This window comes from Streptomyces sp. NPDC001744 (assembly GCF_042892575.1).
Lineage (GTDB): Bacteria > Actinomycetota > Actinomycetes > Streptomycetales > Streptomycetaceae > Streptomyces.
Genome location: NZ_JBIAUG010000003.1, coordinates 239,486 through 257,822, shown reverse-complemented (window position 1 = coordinate 257,822; position 18,337 = coordinate 239,486). Strand labels below are relative to the sequence as shown.

Sequence of the window (18,337 nt, the reverse complement as noted above, 5' to 3'; positions counted from 1 at the left end):
GGTCCCGTCGGTGGCGCACACGGCGTCCGGGTGTGAACCTGGATGGATGAGTTGGGCATCTTGGACGACCACCGGTGTCTACACCGGGCGAGGTGGGGTGCTGACCGAAGAGGTCGGGACCGTCACGGGCGACCTGACCGTGCACACCACCTGGACCGAGCGCGAAGCGCGTGTGGCCGTGCAGTACAGCGGCGCGTCCGACTGGTTCACCATGTCGGGAAGTCCCGTCCCCTGCGCATCCGAGGAGGAGAGCCGCGAGCTGCACGACGTCGTCGTGGCAGCCGTCCGGGAGGGCGACGGGGCCACGGTCCCGACGCTGCCCGGACCCCTGGTGTAGGGCCCGGCGCCCGTACACCGGGACCGGCCGGGCACCTCCGTGCCCGGGTACCGTTCGCACGCGGACACCACTCGTGTCCGGCGACCACCAGAAGTGTTATCCCTCCCGCGCCCACGGGTCTCCGGAAGACGGGGGACACGGACCAGGGACGAGGGAGCAGACCCATGCACAGCGACGAGCGCCGCACCACCGCGTTGGTGGAGGCGGCGGCGGCCGGCGACCCCGAGGCCAGGGACGCCCTGGTCCGCGCCTACCTGCCGCTCGTCCACAACATCGTGGGCCGGGCCCTCGACGGCCACGCCGACACGGACGACATCGTCCAGGAGACGATGGTCCGCGCCCTCGGCGGCCTCACCGGACTGCGTGATCCCGCCAGGTTCCGGTCCTGGCTCGTCGCCATCGCGATGAACGGGATACGGCGCCGCTGGCGCGAACGCCGGCAGGCCCCCCAGCCCGGCCTCGACCACGCCGCCGGCCTGGCCGACCCGGCCGGCGACTTCACCGAACTCACCGTCCTCCGCCTCGGCCTCTCCGGACAGCGCCGGGACGTCGCCCGCGCCACCCGCTGGCTCGACGAGGACGACCGCGAACTCCTCGCCCTGTGGTGGCTGGAGGCCGCCGGCGAACTGACCCGCGCCGAACTCGCCGAGGGACTCGGCGTCCCCTCGCGCCACGCCGCCGTCCGGGTCCAGCGCATGAAGGAGCGCCTGGAGACCGGCCGGGCCGTGGTCCGCGCCCTGGACGCCCTCCCGCCCTGCCCGGACCTCACGGAGATCCTCGCCCCCTGGGACGGCGCCCCGTCCCCGCTCTGGCGCAAGAGGATCGCCCGTCACCTGCGCTCCTGCGCCGCCTGTACGGGCCGGGTGGAGGGCCGGGGCGGCCTCGCCCCCGTCGAGGGCCTGCTGGTCGGGATCGGTCTCGTACCGCCCCTCGGAATCGCCGCCCGCCTCGTGACCGCGCCGGACACGGAGGCGGTGGGGTACGCGTACGGGGCGGGAGGGGAGCCGGCCGGGCACGGGAGGGGCGTCCGGTACGACGGGCACGACCCGTCCGCGCGGTCCGGCGCCTCCGAGGGCGCCGCCCGCGCGCCCGAACCGGTCCGCGCGCCCGAACCGTCCGCCGGCCGGCGGACCACGGGGCGGCGGGCCGCCCTCGCCGGGGTCGCCGCCGTCGGGGTCCTCGGGGTCCTCGGGACCTTCGCCCTCCTCGTCCCCGGAGAACCGGAGGCGCGCGTGAGGCCCGGCCGGCCCGCCGCCGCGCCCCCGGCGACGTCCGCCCCGGCCGCGACGTCCCCGGCCCCGGCGGTCACCACCACCGCCCCCGCGCCGACGGCCACCACCGCCCCGGCGCCGCGCCGCACCGCCCGGCCCCCGGCGGCGCCCACTCCGGGGGAGCGGGTGACCGGGCTCGTCAACCGGCTCCGGGAGAAGGCGGGTTGCGCGCCGCTGCGGACCGATCGGCGGCTCGTCGCGGCGGCCCGCGCGTACGCCCGCGACATGGCCGGGCGCGGTTACTACGGACACAGCAGCCCGGAGGGCGAGTCCGCGGACGCGCGGATCACCGCCGCCGGCTACGACTGGAGCGCCTGGGCGGAGAACCTGGCCCGGGGCACGGCCGATCCGGCGACCGTCGTGGAGGAGTGGCGGGACGGGGCGATGCACGAGGAGAACATGCTCGACTGCCGCTACCGGGACACCGGCGTGGCGTCGGTGCCCGGTCCCCGGGGCACGATCTGGGTGCAGAAGCTGGCCGCGCCCGCCCCGGGGAGGGGGTGAGGGTCAGCGCCTGACGCCGAAGTTCTGCACCCACCAGGGGCCGTTGGCCGACATGGACACCCCGACGCCGATGTCCTTGAGGGCGCAGTTGCGGATGTTCGCCCGGTGGCCGGGGCTCTTCATCCAGTCCTCCATGGCCCTGGCCGGCGTCTTCGGCCCCCGGTGGATGTTCTCCGCCCAGGTGGACCAGGCGTAACCGGCGGCCCTCATCCGGTCGCCCGCGTCCCGGCCCTCGGGGCTCTCGTGCTCGTAGTAGCCCCGGGCGGCCATGTCGTCGGCGTGCCCCTGGGCGGCGGCGCGCAGGCGCTTGTCGGTCCGCAGCGGTCTGCAACCCGCCTTCGCCCGTTCGACGTTGGTGAGCGAGACGATCTTCTTGGCGAGCCGTTCCCCGGTGCCGAGGAACGCCGCCCCGCCGGCGGGGGCCAGGGCGGGCCACCGCTCCCGCAGTCGCTCCCCCTCCCGCGCCCGCACCTGTTCCGGCCACGGAGCGGATTCCGCCTCCACCCGGGCGGACCGGGCCGGGGAGGGCGAGGGGGGAGCGGCCGCCGGACCGGCCTGCGGCGGGGCCGCCGCGCACGCTCCGGTCCCCACCGCGAGCGCGGTGGCCGCGACTCCGGAGACGACGGCCGTACGGAGGACCGGGCGGCGGGCGGCGGGGCGCACCGTCCCGCCCCCGTCCTCCCGCTGTCGTCCGCCCGCCGGCGCGGACGGATCCTCCCCGGGCGCGGGGCCCGGCCGGAAGGGGGCTTCGTGTGCCGGGAGTCCGGGACGTTCGGGACGGCCGGGGCGACGGGAAAGGTCGTGGTACCGCATGGAGCTCCGTTCTCTCGCCGGGATCGCCGGGCGTCCGGCGGCCGGGACCACCGGGGCGGCGGGAACGGGACCCACCCGACCCGGCCGCCCCGGCGCTCCTCGTCGACCCGCCGCGCCGGCTCGTGCCGAAGCCTTTCAGTCCTGCGGAACGACCGCCACCGGACAGGGCGCCAGATGGAGGGCCGCGTGCGCCACGGAACCGATCCGGGGCCCGACCGCCCCGCTCCGGGCCCGCCGTCCGACCACCAGGAGCTGGGCGTCCCCCGACCCGGAGAGCAGGACCTGGCCCGCGCTCCCCAGCTCGACGTGCTCGGTGACCGGTACGTCCGGGTACTTCTCGCGCCAGGGGGCCAGCGCCTCGCGCAGCGCCTTCTCCTCGTACGGGACGAGCCCGCCGGCCTCGTCGGCGAGCCGCATGGAGGCGGGGCTGTACGCGTAGAGGGCCGGCAGGCTCCACGCCCGTACGGCCCGTACGGAGGCCCCCCGCGCGGCGGCGGTCCCGAAGGCGAAGCCGAGCGCGGCGGCGCTGTCCTCGGGGGTGCCGAGCTGGCCGACGAGCACGGGGCCGGTGGGCGGCTCGGCCGGTTCGCCCTCGCGGGACCGGACGGCCACCACGGGGCGGGTGGCGCCCGCGATGATCCGCTGCCCGTACGAGCCGAGCAGGAACCCGGTCACGGCGCCGTAGCCGCGCGAGCCGATGACGAGCATCTCGGCCCGTTCGCCGCTGTCGAGCAGCGCGGCGACCGGGGTGTCGGGCAGCACGGAGGCCGAGAGGTCGAGGTCCGGGTACCGGCCGCCGATCGTGGCCTCGGCCTCGCGCAGGATCACGTCCGCCACGTTCTCCTGGGCCGTGCGGTCCTGGGGGAGCGGGAGGTCGAGCTGTTCCCAGTGCCAGGCGTGCGCGAGCCGCAGCGGGAGACCCCGGTGGAGCGCTTCGCGGGCGGCCCAGTCCGCCGCCGCGAGGCTCTCCGGGGAACCGTCCACTCCTGCGACGATCTCACGACTCATCGGGTTGCCTCCCTCGGTGCGGTGGAGGGCCCGCCGGGCGGCGGACCCCTTCCCTCCGGCATGTGCCCCGGATTCTCCCCGATGGCGCGGCCGCGCGTCCCGGCGCACCGTTCCTTCCTCCCCCGGTCCGTGCGCGCGGAGGTCCGGGGCGGGCTCAGACCGGCAGGGTGAGCCGGGCGTGGGTGCCGTTGAGGTAGTGGTCCCCGATGTCCCGCAGCCGGTGGTCCGCCCGTGCCGGGGCGGTGAGGGCGCGGGCGTTCCGCCAGAAGCGGTCGAACCCGTGCCCGCCGCCCCGGGCGCCGTCGACGAGTTCCAGGACGCGGGTGGTGATGCGGACGGCGGCCCGGCCGGTGACGGTCTCGGCCGCCGCGACGAGGACGGAGACGTCGGCCCGCTCCTCCGGGCCCAGGGACCACCCGGCGCGCAGCCCGCGGGCGAGGGCGTCCGTGGCCCGCTCCACCACCGCGGCGGCGGTGTGGGCGGCGGTCGCCAGTTCGCCGTAGGCGAGGAGGAGGTACGGGTCGTTCCCGTCGTCCGCCGGCGCGGTGTCGTCCGCGCCGGCCGCGTCGCCGTCCCGGGGCGGCCCGGCCTGCCCGGCGCGGCTTATGTCCCGGGCCTCGGCCAGCGCCCCCTCGGCGATGCCGAGTCCCACCTGGGTGAGGAGCAGCCGCAGGACGAGCGGGGCGAGGGCGGTGAAGGGGGCGACGGCGTGCTCGTCGTGCGCGAGCGCGCCGAGGACGTGCGCGGCCCGTACGGGGACGCGGTCGAAGGCGACGGTGCCCGCGCCGGTCAGCCGCTGGCCGATCCGGTCGGTGTCCGCCTCGGTGGACACCCCGGGGAGGGCCGGGTCCACCAGGACGACCAGCGGGTCCCCGCCGCCGGCCGGGCGCGCTCCGACGACGAGCCGGTCGGCCACCGTGACGCCGGACGCGAAGGCGCGGCGCCCGTCGAGGACCCAGCCGTCGCCGCCCCCGGCGGGAGTGAGGGCGAGGCCGGGCCCGGTCGCGGCACCCGGTGGTTCGACGCCGCCGGCGAGCAGCCAGCCCTCCTCGGCCGTACACGCGTCGAGGGCCGGGACGCGGTCGCGGGCGGCGCCCCCGGCGGGGGAGGAGGACGCGTCGGGCGCGGGGCCGAAGAAACGGCTGCTCCAGGACAGCGCGTAGTGGTGGGCGAGGAGTTCGCCCACCGAGCCGTCGGCGGCGGAGATCTCCCGCACGACCGCGCACGCGGCTTGCCAGCCGGCACCCCGCCGGTCCGGTCCCGGCGCCGTGAGCAGGCCGGGCAGTCCCGCCTCCCGGAGTCGGGCGGCCTCGTCGAGGGGGACCTCGCCGGCCCGGTCCCTCGCGAGGGCGTCGGCGGCGAGGTCGTCGGCCAGCTCCCGGGTCACGCGGGGCCAGATCTCGTCGTCCGCCGGGCGGGCGGCGGCCCGGCGGACCGGTGCGGAGGCGGTGCGTGCCGCTGGTCTCCTCGGTGATTTCCTCGGCGTGCTCACGTCACCTCGCATGTTCCCCAGTATCCCCATTGGAATGGTAGGGATAGTGGCAGAGGGGGCCGTCCCGCCCCAAGGGGCGTCCGGGAAGTGGACAGGGGCTTCTCGGGCGGTGAGACGGGGACGGTCCGGCGCGGAGCGCGGGGGACCGGCCCGGCGGACGGTGGAGGAGGGGCGGCGCGGCCGTCGGGGACCGGCCGGGCGAGGGGAGGCCGGCGCGGTCGTCAGGGGCCGCTCGGACGGCGGAGGACCGGTGCCGTCGTCACGGGTTGGTCCATGCCTCCGGGTCGTCCGCGAGCGCGACGATCCCGGTCGGCAGCTCCGCCGCCGCCACCTCGGCGAGCGAGACCCCGAGCACCTCCCGCACTCCCGCCCGGAGCGCGATCCACAGCGTCAGCAGCGACTCGGCGGGCCCCGTGTACGACAGCTCCGGGGGCCGCTCGCCGCGTACGGAGACCAGGGGGCCGTCCACGCAGCGGACGACCTCCGCGACCGAGATCGCCCCGGCGGGCCTGGCCAGCCAGTACCCGCCGTTGCCGCCGCGCTGGCTCTGCACCAGGCCGCCCTTGCGCATGTCCCCGAGGATGCCCTCCAGGAACTTGTGCGGAATGCCCTGCTCCTCCGCGATGGCCTCGGACTTCAGCGGGCCCGCGTCCTGGGCGGCGGCGAGCTGGAGGGCGGCACGCACCGCGTAGTCGGCCCTGGCTGAAATGCGCATGGGCGCATTATCCCGTACGGACGTGGCGGTCCCACGCGCCGGCGGGACGGCCGGCCCGCCTCCGCGCGGCGCCCTTCGGACCCGCCGTCCGGACATCGCCCCCGCCCGCGCTCCGCCCGGCGTCACGCACGGTGTCCGCGCGGGTCGCGGGCCCGGCCGGCGACCGCGAGGATGGAGCGACGCAGGAGACAGGAGGACGCCATGCTGCTGCCCGACAGGAACACGGTCGACCGGTTGCTCCGGCACTACCGCGCCCAGGAGCGGACCGTACGGGCCCGGCCGTGCGACCTGTCGGCCCGCCGGCGCTTCGAGGACACCGCGTACACGCTGTGCGTCCTGATGGGAGAGCGGACGGCCCGTGCGGCGGCCCGTGCCGCCGAACGCTACGTGACCGGAAACCGCCCTCCGACGACCCGGTCCGCCCTGGAGGGACTGCCGGGAGCCTGACCGGCCCGCGCGGACCGCGGGAAACCGGGGCGGTGCCGGGGGGGGGCATCGGCGAAAGCCCGGAAAGCCCGGAAAAGACCAGGAAGAGGCGGGGAAGAGGCCGAAGGGACCGGGGAGGGGTCGGCAGGGACCGGAAAGAGATCAGGAAAGGAGAAGCGTCGCCACCGTGCCGCCATTAGCGTGACAGCCACGGACATCGCGGCCCCGAGGGGCCGACCCGATGGACCGCTTTCGGCCCCGCGCGACAACGGAGACACGATGAGCAAGGCCCCCCTGGCGGACGAACAGACGTCCGCGCCGCACGCCGCCGACCGGCACGACCTGATCCGGGTGTACGGCGCGCGCGAGAACAACCTCAAGGACGTCGGCGTCGAGATCCCGAAGCGCCGCCTCACGGTCTTCACCGGCGTCTCGGGGTCGGGCAAGAGCTCCCTCGTCTTCGACACCGTCGCCGCCGAGTCGAAACGGCTGATCAACGAGACCTACAGCGCCTTCGTCCAGGGCTTCATGCCCACCCTCGCCCGCCCCGAGGTGGACGTCCTGGAGGGCCTGACCACCGCGATCATCGTGGACCAGCAGCGCCTCGGCGCCGACCCCCGCTCCACGGTCGGCACCGCCACCGACGCCAACGCGATGCTGCGCATCCTCTTCAGCCGGCTCGGCGATCCGCACATCGGCCCGCCCGGCGCGTACTCCTTCAACGTCCCCTCCGTCCGGGCGAGCGGCGCGATCACCGTCGAGAAGGGCGCCGGGAAGACGGTCCGGGCCACCTTCGAACGCACCGGCGGCATGTGCACCCGCTGCGAGGGCCGGGGCACGGTCTCCGACATCGACCTCACCCGGCTCTACGACGACTCCAAGTCCCTCGCCGGGGGCGCGCTCACCATCCCCGGCTACACCCCCGGCGGCTGGAACCACCGCCTCTACGCCGAGTCCGGCCTCGTGGACCCGGCCAAGCCGATCCGCGAGTACACCGAGAAGGAGTTGGACGACTTCCTCCACCACGAGCCGACCCGGATGAAGATCGCGGGCATCAACATGACCTACGAGGGCCTGCTCCCGCGCGTCCAGAAGTCCTTCCTGGCCAAGGACAAGGAGGGAATGCAACCCCACGTCCGGGCGTTCGTGGAGCGCGCCGTCACCTTCACCACCTGTCCCGGATGCGACGGCACCCGGCTCAGCGAGGGCGCCCGCTCCTCCAGGATCGCGGGCATCAGCATCGCCGACGCCTGCGCGATGCAGATCAGCGACCTGGCCGCATGGGTCCGGGACCTCGACGAACCCTCGGTGGCCCCGCTGCTCGCCTCCCTCCGGCTGACCCTCGACTCGTTCGTGGAGATCGGCCTCGGCTACCTCTCCCTCGACCGGCCGGCGGGCACCCTGTCCGGCGGCGAGGCGCAGCGCGTCAAGATGATCCGCCACCTCGGCTCCGCGCTCACCGACGTCACCTACGTCTTCGACGAGCCCACCGCGGGCCTGCACCCCCACGACATCCGACGCATGAACGACCTCCTGCTGCGTCTGCGCGACAAGGGGAACACCGTCCTCGTCGTCGAGCACAAGCCGGAGGTGATCGCGATCGCCGACCACGTCGTGGACCTCGGTCCCGGCGCGGGCACGGACGGCGGCACCGTCTGCTTCGAGGGCACGGTCGAGGGACTGCGGGCCTCCGGCACCGTCACCGGCCGTCACCTGGACGACCGGGCCGCCCTCAAGCCCACCGTCCGCAAACCCACCGGCGCCCTGGAGATCCGCGGTGCCACCGCGCACAACCTCCGTGACGTCGACGTCGACGTCCCCCTGGGGGTGCTCACCGTCGTCACCGGCGTCGCGGGTTCCGGCAAGAGCTCCCTCGTGCACGGTTCGCTCCCCGCCGACGCGGACGTGACCACCGTCGACCAGAGCCCGATCCGCGGTTCGCGGCGCAGCAACCCCGCCACGTACACCGGCCTCCTCGACCCGATCCGCAAGGCGTTCGCCAAGGCCAACGGCGTCAAGCCGGCCCTCTTCAGCGCCAACTCCGAGGGCGCCTGCCCCACCTGCAACGGCGCGGGCGTCCTCTACACCGACCTCGGGGTGATGGCCGGAACCTCCTCCACCTGCGAGGACTGCGAGGGAAGGCGGTTCCGGACCCCGGTGCTCTCCTACCTCCTCGGCGGCCGGAACATCAGCGAGGTCCTCGCGATGCGGGTCACCGAGGCCGGGGAGTTCTTCGGCTCCGGCGAGGCCCGGACCCCGGCCGCGCAGCGCGTCCTCGCCCGGCTCGCCGACGTCGGCCTCGGCTACCTCACCCTCGGCCAGCCGCTCACCACCCTGTCCGGCGGCGAGCGGCAGCGGCTCAAGCTGGCCACCCACATGGGCGAGAAGGGCGGGATCTACGTCCTGGACGAGCCGACCACCGGCCTGCACCTCGCCGACGTGGAACAGCTCCTCGGCCTGCTCGACCGGCTCGTGGACTCCGGCACGTCCGTCATCGTCGTGGAACACCACCAGGCGGTCATGGCGCACGCCGACTGGATCATCGACCTCGGCCCCGGCGCCGGCCACGACGGCGGCCGGATCGTCTTCGAGGGCACGCCCGCCGACCTGGTCGCCGCCCGCTCCACCCTCACCGGCGAACACCTCGCGGAGTACGTCGGCGCCTGACCGGACCCGTGCGCCTCGCGGGCCGGCCCGGGCCCGGGCGGGACCGCGCGGGCGGGGGCCGCCGGTCAGCGAGGCGTACGGGCGGGGCCCGGCGGCAGCGGGAAACGGGCCCGGGGCGCGTCCACGCAGGTGTCCCGCGAGGTGGATCCGCCGAAGCGCAGCCGGTCGTACTCCGTGAACGCCGGCTCCAGGGCGTCGAGCGCGTCCACGCGCGCGTGGAGCGCGACGCGCCATCCGGGCGGGGGAGCCTCCCCCGCCGCGGCCAGGGCCGCCGTGATCTCCGCCGTCAGCTCCTCCTTCCTGCGGATGTTCGCGGGGGTGACGGAGTGCAGGCAGACGTACTGGCCGCTGAGGTACGCCTCCCACTCCGCCGCGCCCCGCGCCGGGTCCTCCCAGTGCCCGGTGAACCAGGCGCGCAGCCGGTCGGTCCCGCCCGCCGCGTCGGCGAGCCGGAACAGGTCGCGCGGCACCATCTCCGCGCCGTCCGACCGCAGATAGCCCGGCAGCGGCAGCAGCCCGTCCAGCATCAGCCGCCGGACTCCGTCCGCGTCCCGGCCGAGCGCGGCGCACAGCTCCTCCAGCGGGACGAACTGCGCGGTGACGTACGCGTCGTCGGCCGCGGTCATCGGATGGTCGCCGTTCACCTCGCGGAACCGCCGGGCCACTTCCCGCGCCGGCGTCGGATCCGTCATGGCGTCACTCCTTCGGAAAAGCCGCCCCGGACCTTCCCGGGCGGCGTTCCCGAAGGTTAGGACCGGGACCGTGCGGCGCCCGCCGAAATGTCGTCGGCGCGATCCGCCCCGGTGTCCCCGGCGGTTCCGCGGGTCCGGCGGCCCTCCCGGCGGAGGTCACTCCCGGGGGGCCGCCCTCCGCCGCCGCCCCCACAGCACGAGCGCCGCCGCGCAGGCCGAGCCGATCAGGGCCAGCGGAAGACCGGCGGACGTGCCCGGGGCGGCCGCCTCGCGCGGCGCGTCCTTGCCGGGGGCGGCCTCCCCCGGAGCCTTCCGTCCGGACGCGGCCTCCCTCCCGGGCACGGCCTTCGCGGAGGTGTCCTTCAGGGGGGCCGTCTCCGTTCCCGTCTCCGCGCCGGGTCCGGGCCCCGCCGCGCCCGGACCCGCGTCCGCACTCCGTCCGCCGCCGTCCGCGGTCACGGCGCGCGCGCCCGCCTCGGCCGTGGTCCTCGCGCGCTCCGGCGGGAACGAGCCCACCGGCCGCACGCGCCCCGACGCCGAGAAGCCCCAGTCCAGCAGGTCCCGCGCCTCCTCGTACACGGCGAGACTGCCGCCGGCCTGCGGGTTCATCACCGAGACGACCAGCGTCCGGTCGCCCCGCCGGGCCGCGGAGACCAGCGTGTTGCCCGCGCCGCTCGTGTAGCCGTTCTTGATGCCGAGGAGTCCCGGGTACCTCTCGACCCCGTCCTTCCCCGTCAGGAGCCGGTTGGTGTTGGCGATGCCGTACGACCACGACCCCGCCGGGAAGTCCGCGTACCGCGTCGAGCAGTACCGGGTGAACGCGGGGTCCCGGAGCCCGGTCCGCCCGAAGAGGGCCAGGTCGTACGCGGAGGACACCTGCCCCGGGGCGTCGTAGCCGTCGGGGGAGACCACATGGGTGTCCACGGCCCCCAGGGACCGGGCCTTCTCCTGCATCTTCCGGGCCATCTCCTCCCAGCCGCCGTTCATCGCGGCGAGCACGTGCACCGCGTCGTTCCCGGAGCTGAGGAAGACGCCGTTCCACAGGTCCGAGACCTTGTACGTGTACCCCTCCTTGATCCCGACCAGGCTGCTGCCCGCCCCGATCCCGGCCAGCTCGGAATCGGCCACGGTGTGCTGCTCGGAGGGGGCGTGGTGAGGGAGCGCGGTGAGGGCGAACAGGGTCTTGAGCGTGCTGGCCGGCGGCAGCTTGCGGTGCGCGTCCCGCGCGGCGAGCACCTCGCCGGTGGAGGCGTCCGCGACCACCCACGACAGCGCGGAGACCGAGGGCACGGCGGGCGCCCCCGGCAGCGGCTGCACCTGGACGCCCTGCCGGTCGAGACGGGCCGGATCGACGTGCCGCCGTACGGGCGGGGTGGGCTCCAGAACCGCGGCGGGCGAGACCGCCGCCGCGGAGGGGGAGGCGAGGGCCGCCGGAACGGGCAGCACGAGCAGCAGGGCCGCGGAACCGGCGGCGGCATGACGGACGGCTGACGTGACGATCATTCAGCCACCGTAGGAAGGGGGGACGGCCCGCGCAGATCGAAGTGCGCCGACCGGGGGAGCCGGTGCGGCGTACGGCGGCGCGTCGCGGAGCCGGCGGGCCCGCGCGGGGTACCGGACGACGCGGCTTCGCCGCCGCGACGGAGCGGCGCCCCCCCCGGGCGGGCGCCGTTCCGGGCGGGCACAGCCCCGGGCAGGCGCCGTTCCGGGCGGGGGGCCGTCCTGGGCGGGCGCCGCCCCGGGCAGGCGCCGCTCCGGTCCGGCGAAAGGGCCAGGAGGCCCGCTTCCCCGTCAACTCCCCACGGAGGGAAAGGGGTTGTCCGTAGGATCGGACCGCCCGCGTGCCGTTCCGGTCCGCCCCGCCGTCAGGAGCCCCTTCGTGGAGACATCCCGCCCCGCCGCCTCAGGGCGCCCTCCGTACCGCATGGACCCGGCGGGCGGCTGCCCGCACGCGGACAACGCCCGGCTGCTCGCCGGGGGCGCCGTGGCCCCGGTGGTCCTGCCCGGCGGGATCGAGGGCATGGTGGTGCTGGGCCACGAAGAACTCCGTGAGTTCCTCTCCCACCCCGACGTCGCCAAGGACGCCCGCCACTTCGCGGCCCTCGCGGAGGGTCGCGTACCGGACGGCTGGCCGCTGCGGACCTTCGCCACCGTGCCCGGCATGACCACCGCGGACGGCGCCGACCACCGCCGGCTGCGCGCCCTGGTCGGCGGCGCCTTCACCGCCCGCCGGGTCGAGGAGCTCCGCCCGCGCGTCGAGGCGGTCACCGCCGGGCTCCTCGACGGACTCGCCGGAGCCGCCGCGGCCGGCGACGGCGTCGCCGACCTGCGCCGGCACTACGCGCTGCCGCTGCCGCTCGGCGTCATCTGCGAACTCCTCGGCGTCGACCCGGCCCACCAGGAACGGCTGCACCGGCTCTCCAGCCTGGTCGTCGCCACCGACACCGAGCCCGCGCGGTCCGTCGCCGCCCACCAGGAGCTGGTCGAACTCCTGGCCTCCGTCGTCGCCGCCAGGGCCGCCGCCCCCGGCGACGACCTCACCAGCGCCCTCGTCGCCGCCCAGGGCGAGGACGGGGACCGGCTGAGCGGACCCGAGCTGATCGGCACCCTGCTCCTGCTGATCGTCGCGGGCCACGAGACCACCCTGAACCTGGTCACCAACGCGGTCCGGGCGCTCTGCGCCCACCGCGACCAGCTCGCCCTGGTCACCGAAGGCCGCGCCGGCTGGGCGGACGTGGTGGAGGAGACCCTGCGCTGGGACAGCCCGGTCAGCTACTTCCCGTTCCGCTACCCCACGCGCGACCTCGCCCTCGGGGGCGTCCTCGTTCCCCGGGGCACCCCCGTCCTGGCCGGGTACTCGGCGGCGGGCCGCGACCCGAGGTCCCACGGCGCGGACGCCGACCGCTTCGACATCACCCGGACGCCGGCGGCGAAGCACCTCTCCCTCGGCCACGGGCCCCACTACTGCCTGGGCGCCCCGCTCGCCCGCATGGAGGCCGCGATCGCCCTGGAAGCCCTCTTCACCCGCTTCCCCGACCTGGACACGGCCGTCCCCGAGGACGAGCTGGTCCGCCACGCGGGCTTCGTCGGCAACAGCGTCCGGGCGCTCCCCGTCCGTCCGGGCCGTCCGGCCGCCTGACGGCGGCCCCGGCCCACGACACCCTCCCCGGCCCACGGCACCCGGGCCCGGCCGCGACCACCGGCCCGGCCCCCGCGCACCGGCCCGGCTCGGCCCCCGAGGAGGAGACGGGCCGCGCGGAAGGCGCCCCGTCTCAGCCGGCGGTGTGCCCCCACGCGGTCGGGGGGGAGGAGCGCAGGGAGGAGACCAGGCGCAGCAGCCGGGCCTCGTTCCCGGCGAGACCGGCCGCGCGCAGCGCTTCGTCGGCCTCCGCCATCGGATGGGTGAGCATCACCCCCGCGTAGGGGGCGAGCCGTGGATCGGAGAGCACGGCCTGGGTGGATTCGAGCAGCCGCAGGTACGCCTGGGCCGCCGCGCGCTCGTCGGCGGTGATCGTGGTCATGACGGGCTCCTTCTCGACGGTTCGGCTCTCCCCAGCTTCTCCTACGGGTCTGACAATCGGGCTCGGTCCCGCTCCGCGAGACGCGCCTCCAGCCGTTCCAGGAAGACCCGCTGCCCCGCCACGAGCAGGGGGGCCGCCGCCCCGGGGGTGAACCAGCCGGCCCGGTCGATCTCCGGGAAGTCCGCCCGGCGGCCGGAGCGGGGCGGCCACTCCATGGTGAAGGTGCCGGGCACGATCCGGTCCGGGTCCGCTTCGCCCTCGACGGCCCAGACGGTGACGAGCTTCCCGCTGCGCTGCCGGTTCTCCCCGAGGAAGATCCACTCGCCCTCCGGGGCCGGCAGGCCCAGCTCCTCCCGGAACTCGCGCCCGGCCGCCGCCCCGGGCGCCTCACCGGGCCCGTACTCCCCCTTGGGGATCGACCAGGCGCCCTCCTCGCGGGACCTCCACAGAGGCCCGCCCATGTGCCCGATCAGGACCTCGACGCCCCGGTCCGCCGTGCGGCGGAAGACGAGGAGGCCCGCGCTGCGTCTGTCCGGCATGGACCCCAGTGTGGCCGGGGAGGCCCGTCCGCGCAGCCCCGTCCGGTCCCACGGGGGCGGGCGCCCCCGGCACCCCGCTCCTCCCCTCCGCCCGCGCCCCGGTGCCTCACTCCTCCGCCTCGACCGTCACCGGGCCGCCCGCCGGGTCCGTTCCGCGCGTCCATTCGGGGCCGAGCCGTACGGAACGCCACGGCACGAGCGTCCCGCGCAGCCGTTCCCGCCGCAGCCGCGCACCGTCCTGGGCGACGGACAGGAGCGGGCGGACGAGGCGGCGTTCCGGCCGGACGAGCAGGGGAGCGGGTTCCGGGCCGAGGAGGCCGGGCACCACCCACCGCAGCGGCCCCGCCGTCACGACCGGCACCGCGCCGGCGGGCGGGAGGAGACCGGCGAGGTGGTCCAGCACGGCGTCGGCCGCCGCCCGCCCCTCGGCCGCGGCCACCCGCGCGGACTCCCCGCCGCGCAGGAGGGCGCCGGCCGCGAAGATCCCGGGCGCGGGGGTGCGGAAGGCGCCGTCCGTCAAGGGACCCCGCGTGCCCGGCGCGAGCGGCAGCCCGCGGGCGCGGACCAGTTCGTGGTCCGGAATCCAGTCGCCCGTGAAGACCACCGTGTCGCACCGCAGCACGGTCGTCCGGCCGTCCCGCCCCCGCACCGCGACCCCCGTCGCCCGGCCGCGCCCCAGGATCTCCGTCACGACCGTGCCGGTGAGCAGCGGGGCCGTCCCGGCCGCGACCGCCGGCCGGGGGTGCCCGGTGACGACGGCCACCACCTCCACCCCGGCCGAGCGCAGCGTCCGCACCGCGCCCCGGGCCACCGGATCGCCGCCGACGACCACGGCCCGCCGCCCGACGTGCTCCCGCCGCGCCCCGAACCGGGCCACCACCCGCTGGAGTTCGCCGGTCGTCAGCACCCCGGCGGGCCGGGTCCCCGGCACGAGCCGGGCGCTGCGGGGCCGTTCGCGCGCCCCGGTCGCGAGGACCACCGCGCGGGCCCCGATCCGTTCGGGCCCGGCCGGGGAGACGGTCTCCAGGGCGAGCGGTCCGGCCCAGCCCGTGACCGAGACGCCCGTACGGACGTCCGCGCCGGCCCGCGACGCCGCCCGCACGGCGCGGCGCGCGTACCCCGGCCCGTCCAGGGGGCGTCCCCGCGCGTCCGCGCCGAACCCCGGCCGGACGCAGTGGCGCGGCACCCCGCCCGCCTCCGGCTCCCGCTCCAGGACCTCGACGCGACCGGCCCCGGCCGCGGCCAGCCGGGCGGCCGCGGCGAGCCCGGCGGGTCCCGCACCCACCACGAGCACGTCGACCGCGCGGTTCACCGCGTCCCCTTCCCGGGACGGGCGCGCGACTCCTCGAACAGCGCCCGTACCTCCGCGCCGCAGAAGGTGCCCTGGCAGCGGCCGCCCCGGGCGCGGGTCCTGCGCCGCAGCCCGTCGAGGCCGCCCGGCGGGACCGTGGAGGCGAGCGCGGCCCGGATCTCGCCCCGGGTGACCCGCTCGCAGTGGCAGACGACCGCCCCGAAGTCGGGTTCCCGGGCGATGAGTCCGGCGTCGCGGTACGGCCGGGGGAACGCCTCGCCGAGGTTCGGCATGCGGACCGGGGGGAGCGGCCGCTCCGGGCCCGGGTCGAGGCCGCAGTCCGCGAGGAGGCCGAGCACGTGCTCCGCGACGGCCAGGGAGGCGGTGAGTCCCGTGGAACGGATCCCGCCCACCGTCACGTACCGCAGGCCGGGGTGGGCGGCGATCCGGTAGTCCTCCCGCCCGGTGGCGGCCCGCAGCCCCGCGTAGACGGCCGTGACCTCCTCGTCGAGCAGGGCGGGCAGGACGCGGCCGCCCTGCTCGCGGAGGCCGGCGAGCCCCTCGGCCGTCGTGCCGGTGGCGGTCTTGTCGTCGAGGTCCTCCGCCGTGGGCCCGAGCACGACGTTCCCGTACACCGTCGGGGAGACGAGCACGCCCTTGCCGAGGGGACCGGGGACGGGCAGCAGGATGTGCCGGACCAGGTCGCGGGCGGACTTGTCGAAGACGATCAGCTGGCCCCGGCGCGGAGTGACGGTGAAGTCCTCGCGTCCCACCAGGGCGTCGAAGGCGTCGGCGTGGAGCCCGCAGGCGTTGACGAGGTGGCGGGCGCGGAGCACTCCGCGCCGGGTGACGAGCCGGTGGTACGGCTCGCCCGGACACACCTCCTCCACCCGGCAGTTCAGGTGCAGGTCCACCCCGGAGCGGACGGCCTGGGTGGCGTACGCGAGGGTGGTCGTCCACGGACAGACGATCGACTCGCCCGGCACTTCGAGCGCGGCGAGGGCGCCGGGGCCCAGGCGGGGCTCCCGCACGGCGAGTTCGTCCGCGGTGAGCGGCCGGGTGGTGCGGTGGCCGTTGCGCTCCGCCTTCTCCCGGAGGCGGGGGAGCGCGGCGCGCTGCTCCTCGTCCCGGGCCACGAGCAGGGCGCCGAGCGGTTCCACGGGGATGCCGGTCTCCCGCGCGTACGCGGTGAGCATCCGGTGTCCCTCGCGGACCAGCCGTGCCTCCAGGGTGCCGGGCACGGCGTCGAAACCGGTGTGCAGGACGGCCGTGTTGGCCTTCGAGGTGCCGTCGCCCACGTCGTCGGCGGCCTCCACGAGGGCGACCCGCAGCGGGTGGCGGGCGAGCGCGCGGGCGACGGCGGAGCCGACGACCCCGGCGCCGACGACCACGACGTCGTACTCCGCGTCCCCGCCGGAGGGCAGGGGTCCCGCCCGGGTGACCCCCGAGGGGGCCCGGTGCTCCGCCGTCCCCCTCACGCGTCCCCGCCGCCCGTCGCCCCGGGGCGTTCCAGCAGGGCCGCGACCTCCGCGCGGAACCGCGCGAGGCGCGCCGCCGCCTCGTCGGCGGAGATCCGGGGCTCGTAGACCGCCGACGGCTTCCACTCCGGTACGGCCTCCCGGAGCGCGAGCCCCGGGGTACGGCCGAGGCGGGCGACCGCGCCGGCCCCGAGGGCCGTGGCGTCGGCCAGGGCGGAGACCTCGACGGGCCGTTGCAGCAGGTCGGCCTGGGTCTGCATGAGCAGCGCGCTCCGGGTCAGACCGCCGTCGGCGCGCAGCGAGGCCGGCGGTGTCCCCCGGTCCGCCGCGACGGCCGAGACCAGCTCCACGACCTGGGCGGCGATGCCCTCGCACAGGGCGCGGACCAGATGGCCCGGCCCGGTGTCCAGGCCGAGGCCGGTGAGCGAACCGCGCGCGTCCCCCCGCCACCAGGGCGCGGCGAGTCCCGCGAGGGCGGGGACGAAGGTGACGCCGCCGGTGTCCGGGACGGTGCCGCCGACCGCGTCGAGCTCCCCGGCCCCGGCGATCACGCCGAGGTCGGTGAGCCAGCGCACGGCCGAGGCCACCGTGTACACCTGGCCGTCCAGGCAGTGCGTCACGCGCCCGCCGAGCCGCCAGGCGACACAGCTCACCAGCCCCGAGGCGGTCCGCCGCGGCTCCGGCCCCGTCCGCGCGAGCAGGAAGGCCCCCGTGCCGTACGTGCACTTGACGGCGGCCGGGTCGTCGGCGCTCTGCGCGAGCAGCGCCGCCTGCTGGTCCACCAGGAGCCCGGTGAGGGGCAGCGGCGGGCCGAAGGCGGTGGTGGTGCCGACCGGGGCGTCGCAGTCGACGATCCGGGGCAGCGGTTCGCCGCCGAGCCCGTACAGGCCGAGGGCGGTCTCCGACCAGGAGACCGTGTCGAGGTCGAGGAGCCCGGTGCGTCCCGCGGTCGCCGCGTCGGTGACGAAGGCGCCGGTGAGCCGGTGGACGAGCCAGGCGTCGCTGGTGGTGACGGCGCCGGCGCCGGTGGAGTGGCGGCGGATCCAGGCCATCTTCGGCGCGGCGAAGTAGGGGTCCACCGGGAGGCCCGTCAGCCGGCGCAGCTCCTCGGCGTGGGCGTCGAGTCCGGCGCAGACGGAGGCGGCCCTGCGGTCCTGCCAGACGATCGCGTCGGTGAGCGGTTCCCCGGTGGCGGGGTCCCAGGCGAGCACGGTCTCGCCCTGGTTGGCGAGGCCCACCGCCACGACCGGGGTGCCCGCCTCGGCGAGCGCCGCCCGTCCGGCGGCGACCACGGACCCGTACAGCTCGCGCGGGTCGGCCTCGACCAGGCCGCCGGGCAGGTGGCGGGGCCGGACCGGCGCCGTACCGCTGCCGATGACCCCGCGCTCCGGGCAGAGGACGAGGGCCTTCGTGCCCGACGTGCCCTGATCGACGGCGAGTACCGGACCGCCCGTCATGCCACCGCTCCCGTCACCGGTCCCGTTCGGTGACCGTCCGCTCACCGAAAAGGGTCAGGGTGCCGTGGCCGCGGGGCCCCGTCAAGCCGCGACGGGCGATCACGTCAGGTCCGCCACTTCGCTCGA

16 protein-coding genes are annotated in these 18,337 nt (G+C 76.7%); 5 read left to right on the top strand and 11 right to left on the bottom strand.

Annotated elements, in window-relative coordinates:
* Positions 1 to 46: 46 nt before the first annotated feature.
* Together ACFYZY_RS05585 and ACFYZY_RS05580 are read left to right on the top strand one after the other, a co-directional pair.
* Complete coding sequence (locus ACFYZY_RS05585; RefSeq protein WP_388689769.1) at positions 47 to 337, top strand: hypothetical protein; 291 nt, start codon at positions 47 to 49, stop codon at positions 335 to 337.
* Positions 338 to 501: 164 nt separating this feature from the next.
* On the top strand, positions 502 to 2,112 hold the full coding sequence (locus ACFYZY_RS05580) for a sigma-70 family RNA polymerase sigma factor (RefSeq protein WP_388689767.1): 1,611 nt from the start codon (positions 502 to 504) through the stop codon (positions 2,110 to 2,112).
* A gap of 3 nt (positions 2,113 to 2,115) precedes the next feature.
* Here the strand turns inward: ACFYZY_RS05580 and ACFYZY_RS05575 are convergent, their stop codons facing one another.
* From ACFYZY_RS05575 to ACFYZY_RS05560, 4 genes are all read right to left on the bottom strand, one after another.
* Positions 2,116 to 2,775: a CAP domain-containing protein gene (locus ACFYZY_RS05575; RefSeq protein ID WP_388689765.1), complete on the bottom strand. Its 660-nt coding sequence runs from the start codon at positions 2,773 to 2,775 to the stop codon at positions 2,116 to 2,118.
* A 285-nt stretch (positions 2,776 to 3,060) separates the two neighbouring features.
* Positions 3,061 to 3,933, bottom strand: coding sequence for a universal stress protein (locus tag ACFYZY_RS05570; protein WP_388689763.1), 873 nt, complete (start codon positions 3,931 to 3,933; stop codon positions 3,061 to 3,063).
* 154 nt (positions 3,934 to 4,087) lie between these two features.
* Entirely contained in the window at positions 4,088 to 5,437 is a 1,350-nt protein-coding gene (locus ACFYZY_RS05565; protein ID WP_388689761.1) for an acyl-CoA dehydrogenase, read from the bottom strand.
* Between the two features lie 247 nt (positions 5,438 to 5,684).
* The gene (locus ACFYZY_RS05560) at positions 5,685 to 6,140 is read right to left on the bottom strand and encodes an RrF2 family transcriptional regulator (protein WP_388689759.1); all 456 of its coding nucleotides are present in this window, start codon (positions 6,138 to 6,140) and stop codon (positions 5,685 to 5,687) included.
* A gap of 201 nt (positions 6,141 to 6,341) precedes the next feature.
* Between ACFYZY_RS05560 and ACFYZY_RS05555 the strand changes: the two genes are divergently transcribed.
* Together ACFYZY_RS05555 and ACFYZY_RS05550 are read left to right on the top strand one after the other, a co-directional pair.
* On the top strand, positions 6,342 to 6,587 hold the full coding sequence (locus ACFYZY_RS05555) for a DUF5133 domain-containing protein (RefSeq protein WP_388689757.1): 246 nt from the start codon (positions 6,342 to 6,344) through the stop codon (positions 6,585 to 6,587).
* Between the two features lie 258 nt (positions 6,588 to 6,845).
* Complete coding sequence (locus ACFYZY_RS05550; RefSeq protein ID WP_388689755.1) at positions 6,846 to 9,233, top strand: ATP-binding cassette domain-containing protein; 2,388 nt, start codon at positions 6,846 to 6,848, stop codon at positions 9,231 to 9,233.
* Positions 9,234 to 9,298: 65 nt separating this feature from the next.
* Here ACFYZY_RS05550 and ACFYZY_RS05545 read toward each other — a convergent pair whose 3' ends face one another.
* Both ACFYZY_RS05545 and ACFYZY_RS05540 read right to left on the bottom strand, forming a co-directional pair.
* Positions 9,299 to 9,925, bottom strand: a complete 627-nt coding sequence (locus ACFYZY_RS05545; RefSeq protein WP_388689753.1) for a DUF6058 family natural product biosynthesis protein — start codon at positions 9,923 to 9,925, stop codon at positions 9,299 to 9,301.
* Between the two features lie 156 nt (positions 9,926 to 10,081).
* Positions 10,082 to 11,428 (bottom strand): D-alanyl-D-alanine carboxypeptidase family protein, encoded by a 1,347-nt coding sequence (locus ACFYZY_RS05540; protein ID WP_388689751.1) that lies wholly within the window; start codon positions 11,426 to 11,428, stop codon positions 10,082 to 10,084.
* Between the two features lie 421 nt (positions 11,429 to 11,849).
* On the opposite strand from ACFYZY_RS05540, the gene ACFYZY_RS05535 reads away from it, so the two are divergent.
* Complete coding sequence (locus tag ACFYZY_RS05535; protein ID WP_388689997.1) at positions 11,850 to 13,064, top strand: cytochrome P450; 1,215 nt, start codon at positions 11,850 to 11,852, stop codon at positions 13,062 to 13,064.
* A 133-nt stretch (positions 13,065 to 13,197) separates the two neighbouring features.
* Here ACFYZY_RS05535 and ACFYZY_RS05530 read toward each other — a convergent pair whose 3' ends face one another.
* The 5 genes from ACFYZY_RS05530 to ACFYZY_RS05510 all read right to left on the bottom strand — a co-directional run bounded on the left by ACFYZY_RS05530 (position 13,198) and on the right by ACFYZY_RS05510 (position 18,211).
* Entirely contained in the window at positions 13,198 to 13,446 is a 249-nt protein-coding gene (locus ACFYZY_RS05530) for a hypothetical protein (protein ID WP_388689749.1), read from the bottom strand.
* 41 nt (positions 13,447 to 13,487) lie between these two features.
* Positions 13,488 to 13,985 carry an NUDIX domain-containing protein gene (locus ACFYZY_RS05525; protein ID WP_388689747.1) on the bottom strand — a complete coding sequence of 166 codons (498 nt, stop codon included), beginning with the start codon at positions 13,983 to 13,985 and terminating at the stop codon, positions 13,488 to 13,490.
* A 106-nt stretch (positions 13,986 to 14,091) separates the two neighbouring features.
* Complete coding sequence (locus ACFYZY_RS05520) at positions 14,092 to 15,297, bottom strand: FAD-dependent oxidoreductase (protein WP_388689745.1); 1,206 nt, start codon at positions 15,295 to 15,297, stop codon at positions 14,092 to 14,094.
* Positions 15,294 to 16,754 carry an FAD-dependent oxidoreductase gene (locus ACFYZY_RS05515; RefSeq protein ID WP_388689743.1) on the bottom strand — a complete coding sequence of 487 codons (1,461 nt, stop codon included), beginning with the start codon at positions 16,752 to 16,754 and terminating at the stop codon, positions 15,294 to 15,296. The genes ACFYZY_RS05520 and ACFYZY_RS05515 overlap by 4 nt, the downstream gene beginning before the upstream one ends.
* Positions 16,751 to 18,211: an FGGY family carbohydrate kinase gene (locus ACFYZY_RS05510; protein WP_388689742.1), complete on the bottom strand. Its 1,461-nt coding sequence runs from the start codon at positions 18,209 to 18,211 to the stop codon at positions 16,751 to 16,753. The genes ACFYZY_RS05515 and ACFYZY_RS05510 overlap by 4 nt, the downstream gene beginning before the upstream one ends.
* Between the last annotated feature and the right edge of the window lie 126 nt (positions 18,212 to 18,337).

Bases quoted from the DNA above. Each gene is read 5' to 3' on its own strand.
- ACFYZY_RS05525 (WP_388689747.1), bottom strand. From the start codon at position 13,985: ATGCCGGACAGACGCAGCGCGGGCCTCCTCGTCTTCCGCCGCACGGCG.
- ACFYZY_RS05560 (WP_388689759.1), bottom strand. From the start codon at position 6,140: ATGCGCATTTCAGCCAGGGCCGACTACGCGGTGCGTGCCGCCCTCCAG.
- ACFYZY_RS05570 (WP_388689763.1), bottom strand. From the start codon at position 3,933: ATGAGTCGTGAGATCGTCGCAGGAGTGGACGGTTCCCCGGAGAGCCTC.
- ACFYZY_RS05530 (WP_388689749.1), bottom strand. From the start codon at position 13,446: ATGACCACGATCACCGCCGACGAGCGCGCGGCGGCCCAGGCGTACCTG.
- ACFYZY_RS05555 (WP_388689757.1), top strand. From the start codon at position 6,342: ATGCTGCTGCCCGACAGGAACACGGTCGACCGGTTGCTCCGGCACTAC.
- ACFYZY_RS05565 (WP_388689761.1), bottom strand. From the start codon at position 5,437: ATGCGAGGTGACGTGAGCACGCCGAGGAAATCACCGAGGAGACCAGCG.
- ACFYZY_RS05580 (WP_388689767.1), top strand. From the start codon at position 502: ATGCACAGCGACGAGCGCCGCACCACCGCGTTGGTGGAGGCGGCGGCG.
- ACFYZY_RS05550 (WP_388689755.1), top strand. From the start codon at position 6,846: ATGAGCAAGGCCCCCCTGGCGGACGAACAGACGTCCGCGCCGCACGCC.
- ACFYZY_RS05545 (WP_388689753.1), bottom strand. From the start codon at position 9,925: ATGACGGATCCGACGCCGGCGCGGGAAGTGGCCCGGCGGTTCCGCGAG.
- ACFYZY_RS05585 (WP_388689769.1), top strand. From the start codon at position 47: ATGAGTTGGGCATCTTGGACGACCACCGGTGTCTACACCGGGCGAGGT.
- ACFYZY_RS05540 (WP_388689751.1), bottom strand. From the start codon at position 11,428: ATGATCGTCACGTCAGCCGTCCGTCATGCCGCCGCCGGTTCCGCGGCC.
- ACFYZY_RS05535 (WP_388689997.1), top strand. From the start codon at position 11,850: ATGGACCCGGCGGGCGGCTGCCCGCACGCGGACAACGCCCGGCTGCTC.
- ACFYZY_RS05510 (WP_388689742.1), bottom strand. From the start codon at position 18,211: ATGACGGGCGGTCCGGTACTCGCCGTCGATCAGGGCACGTCGGGCACG.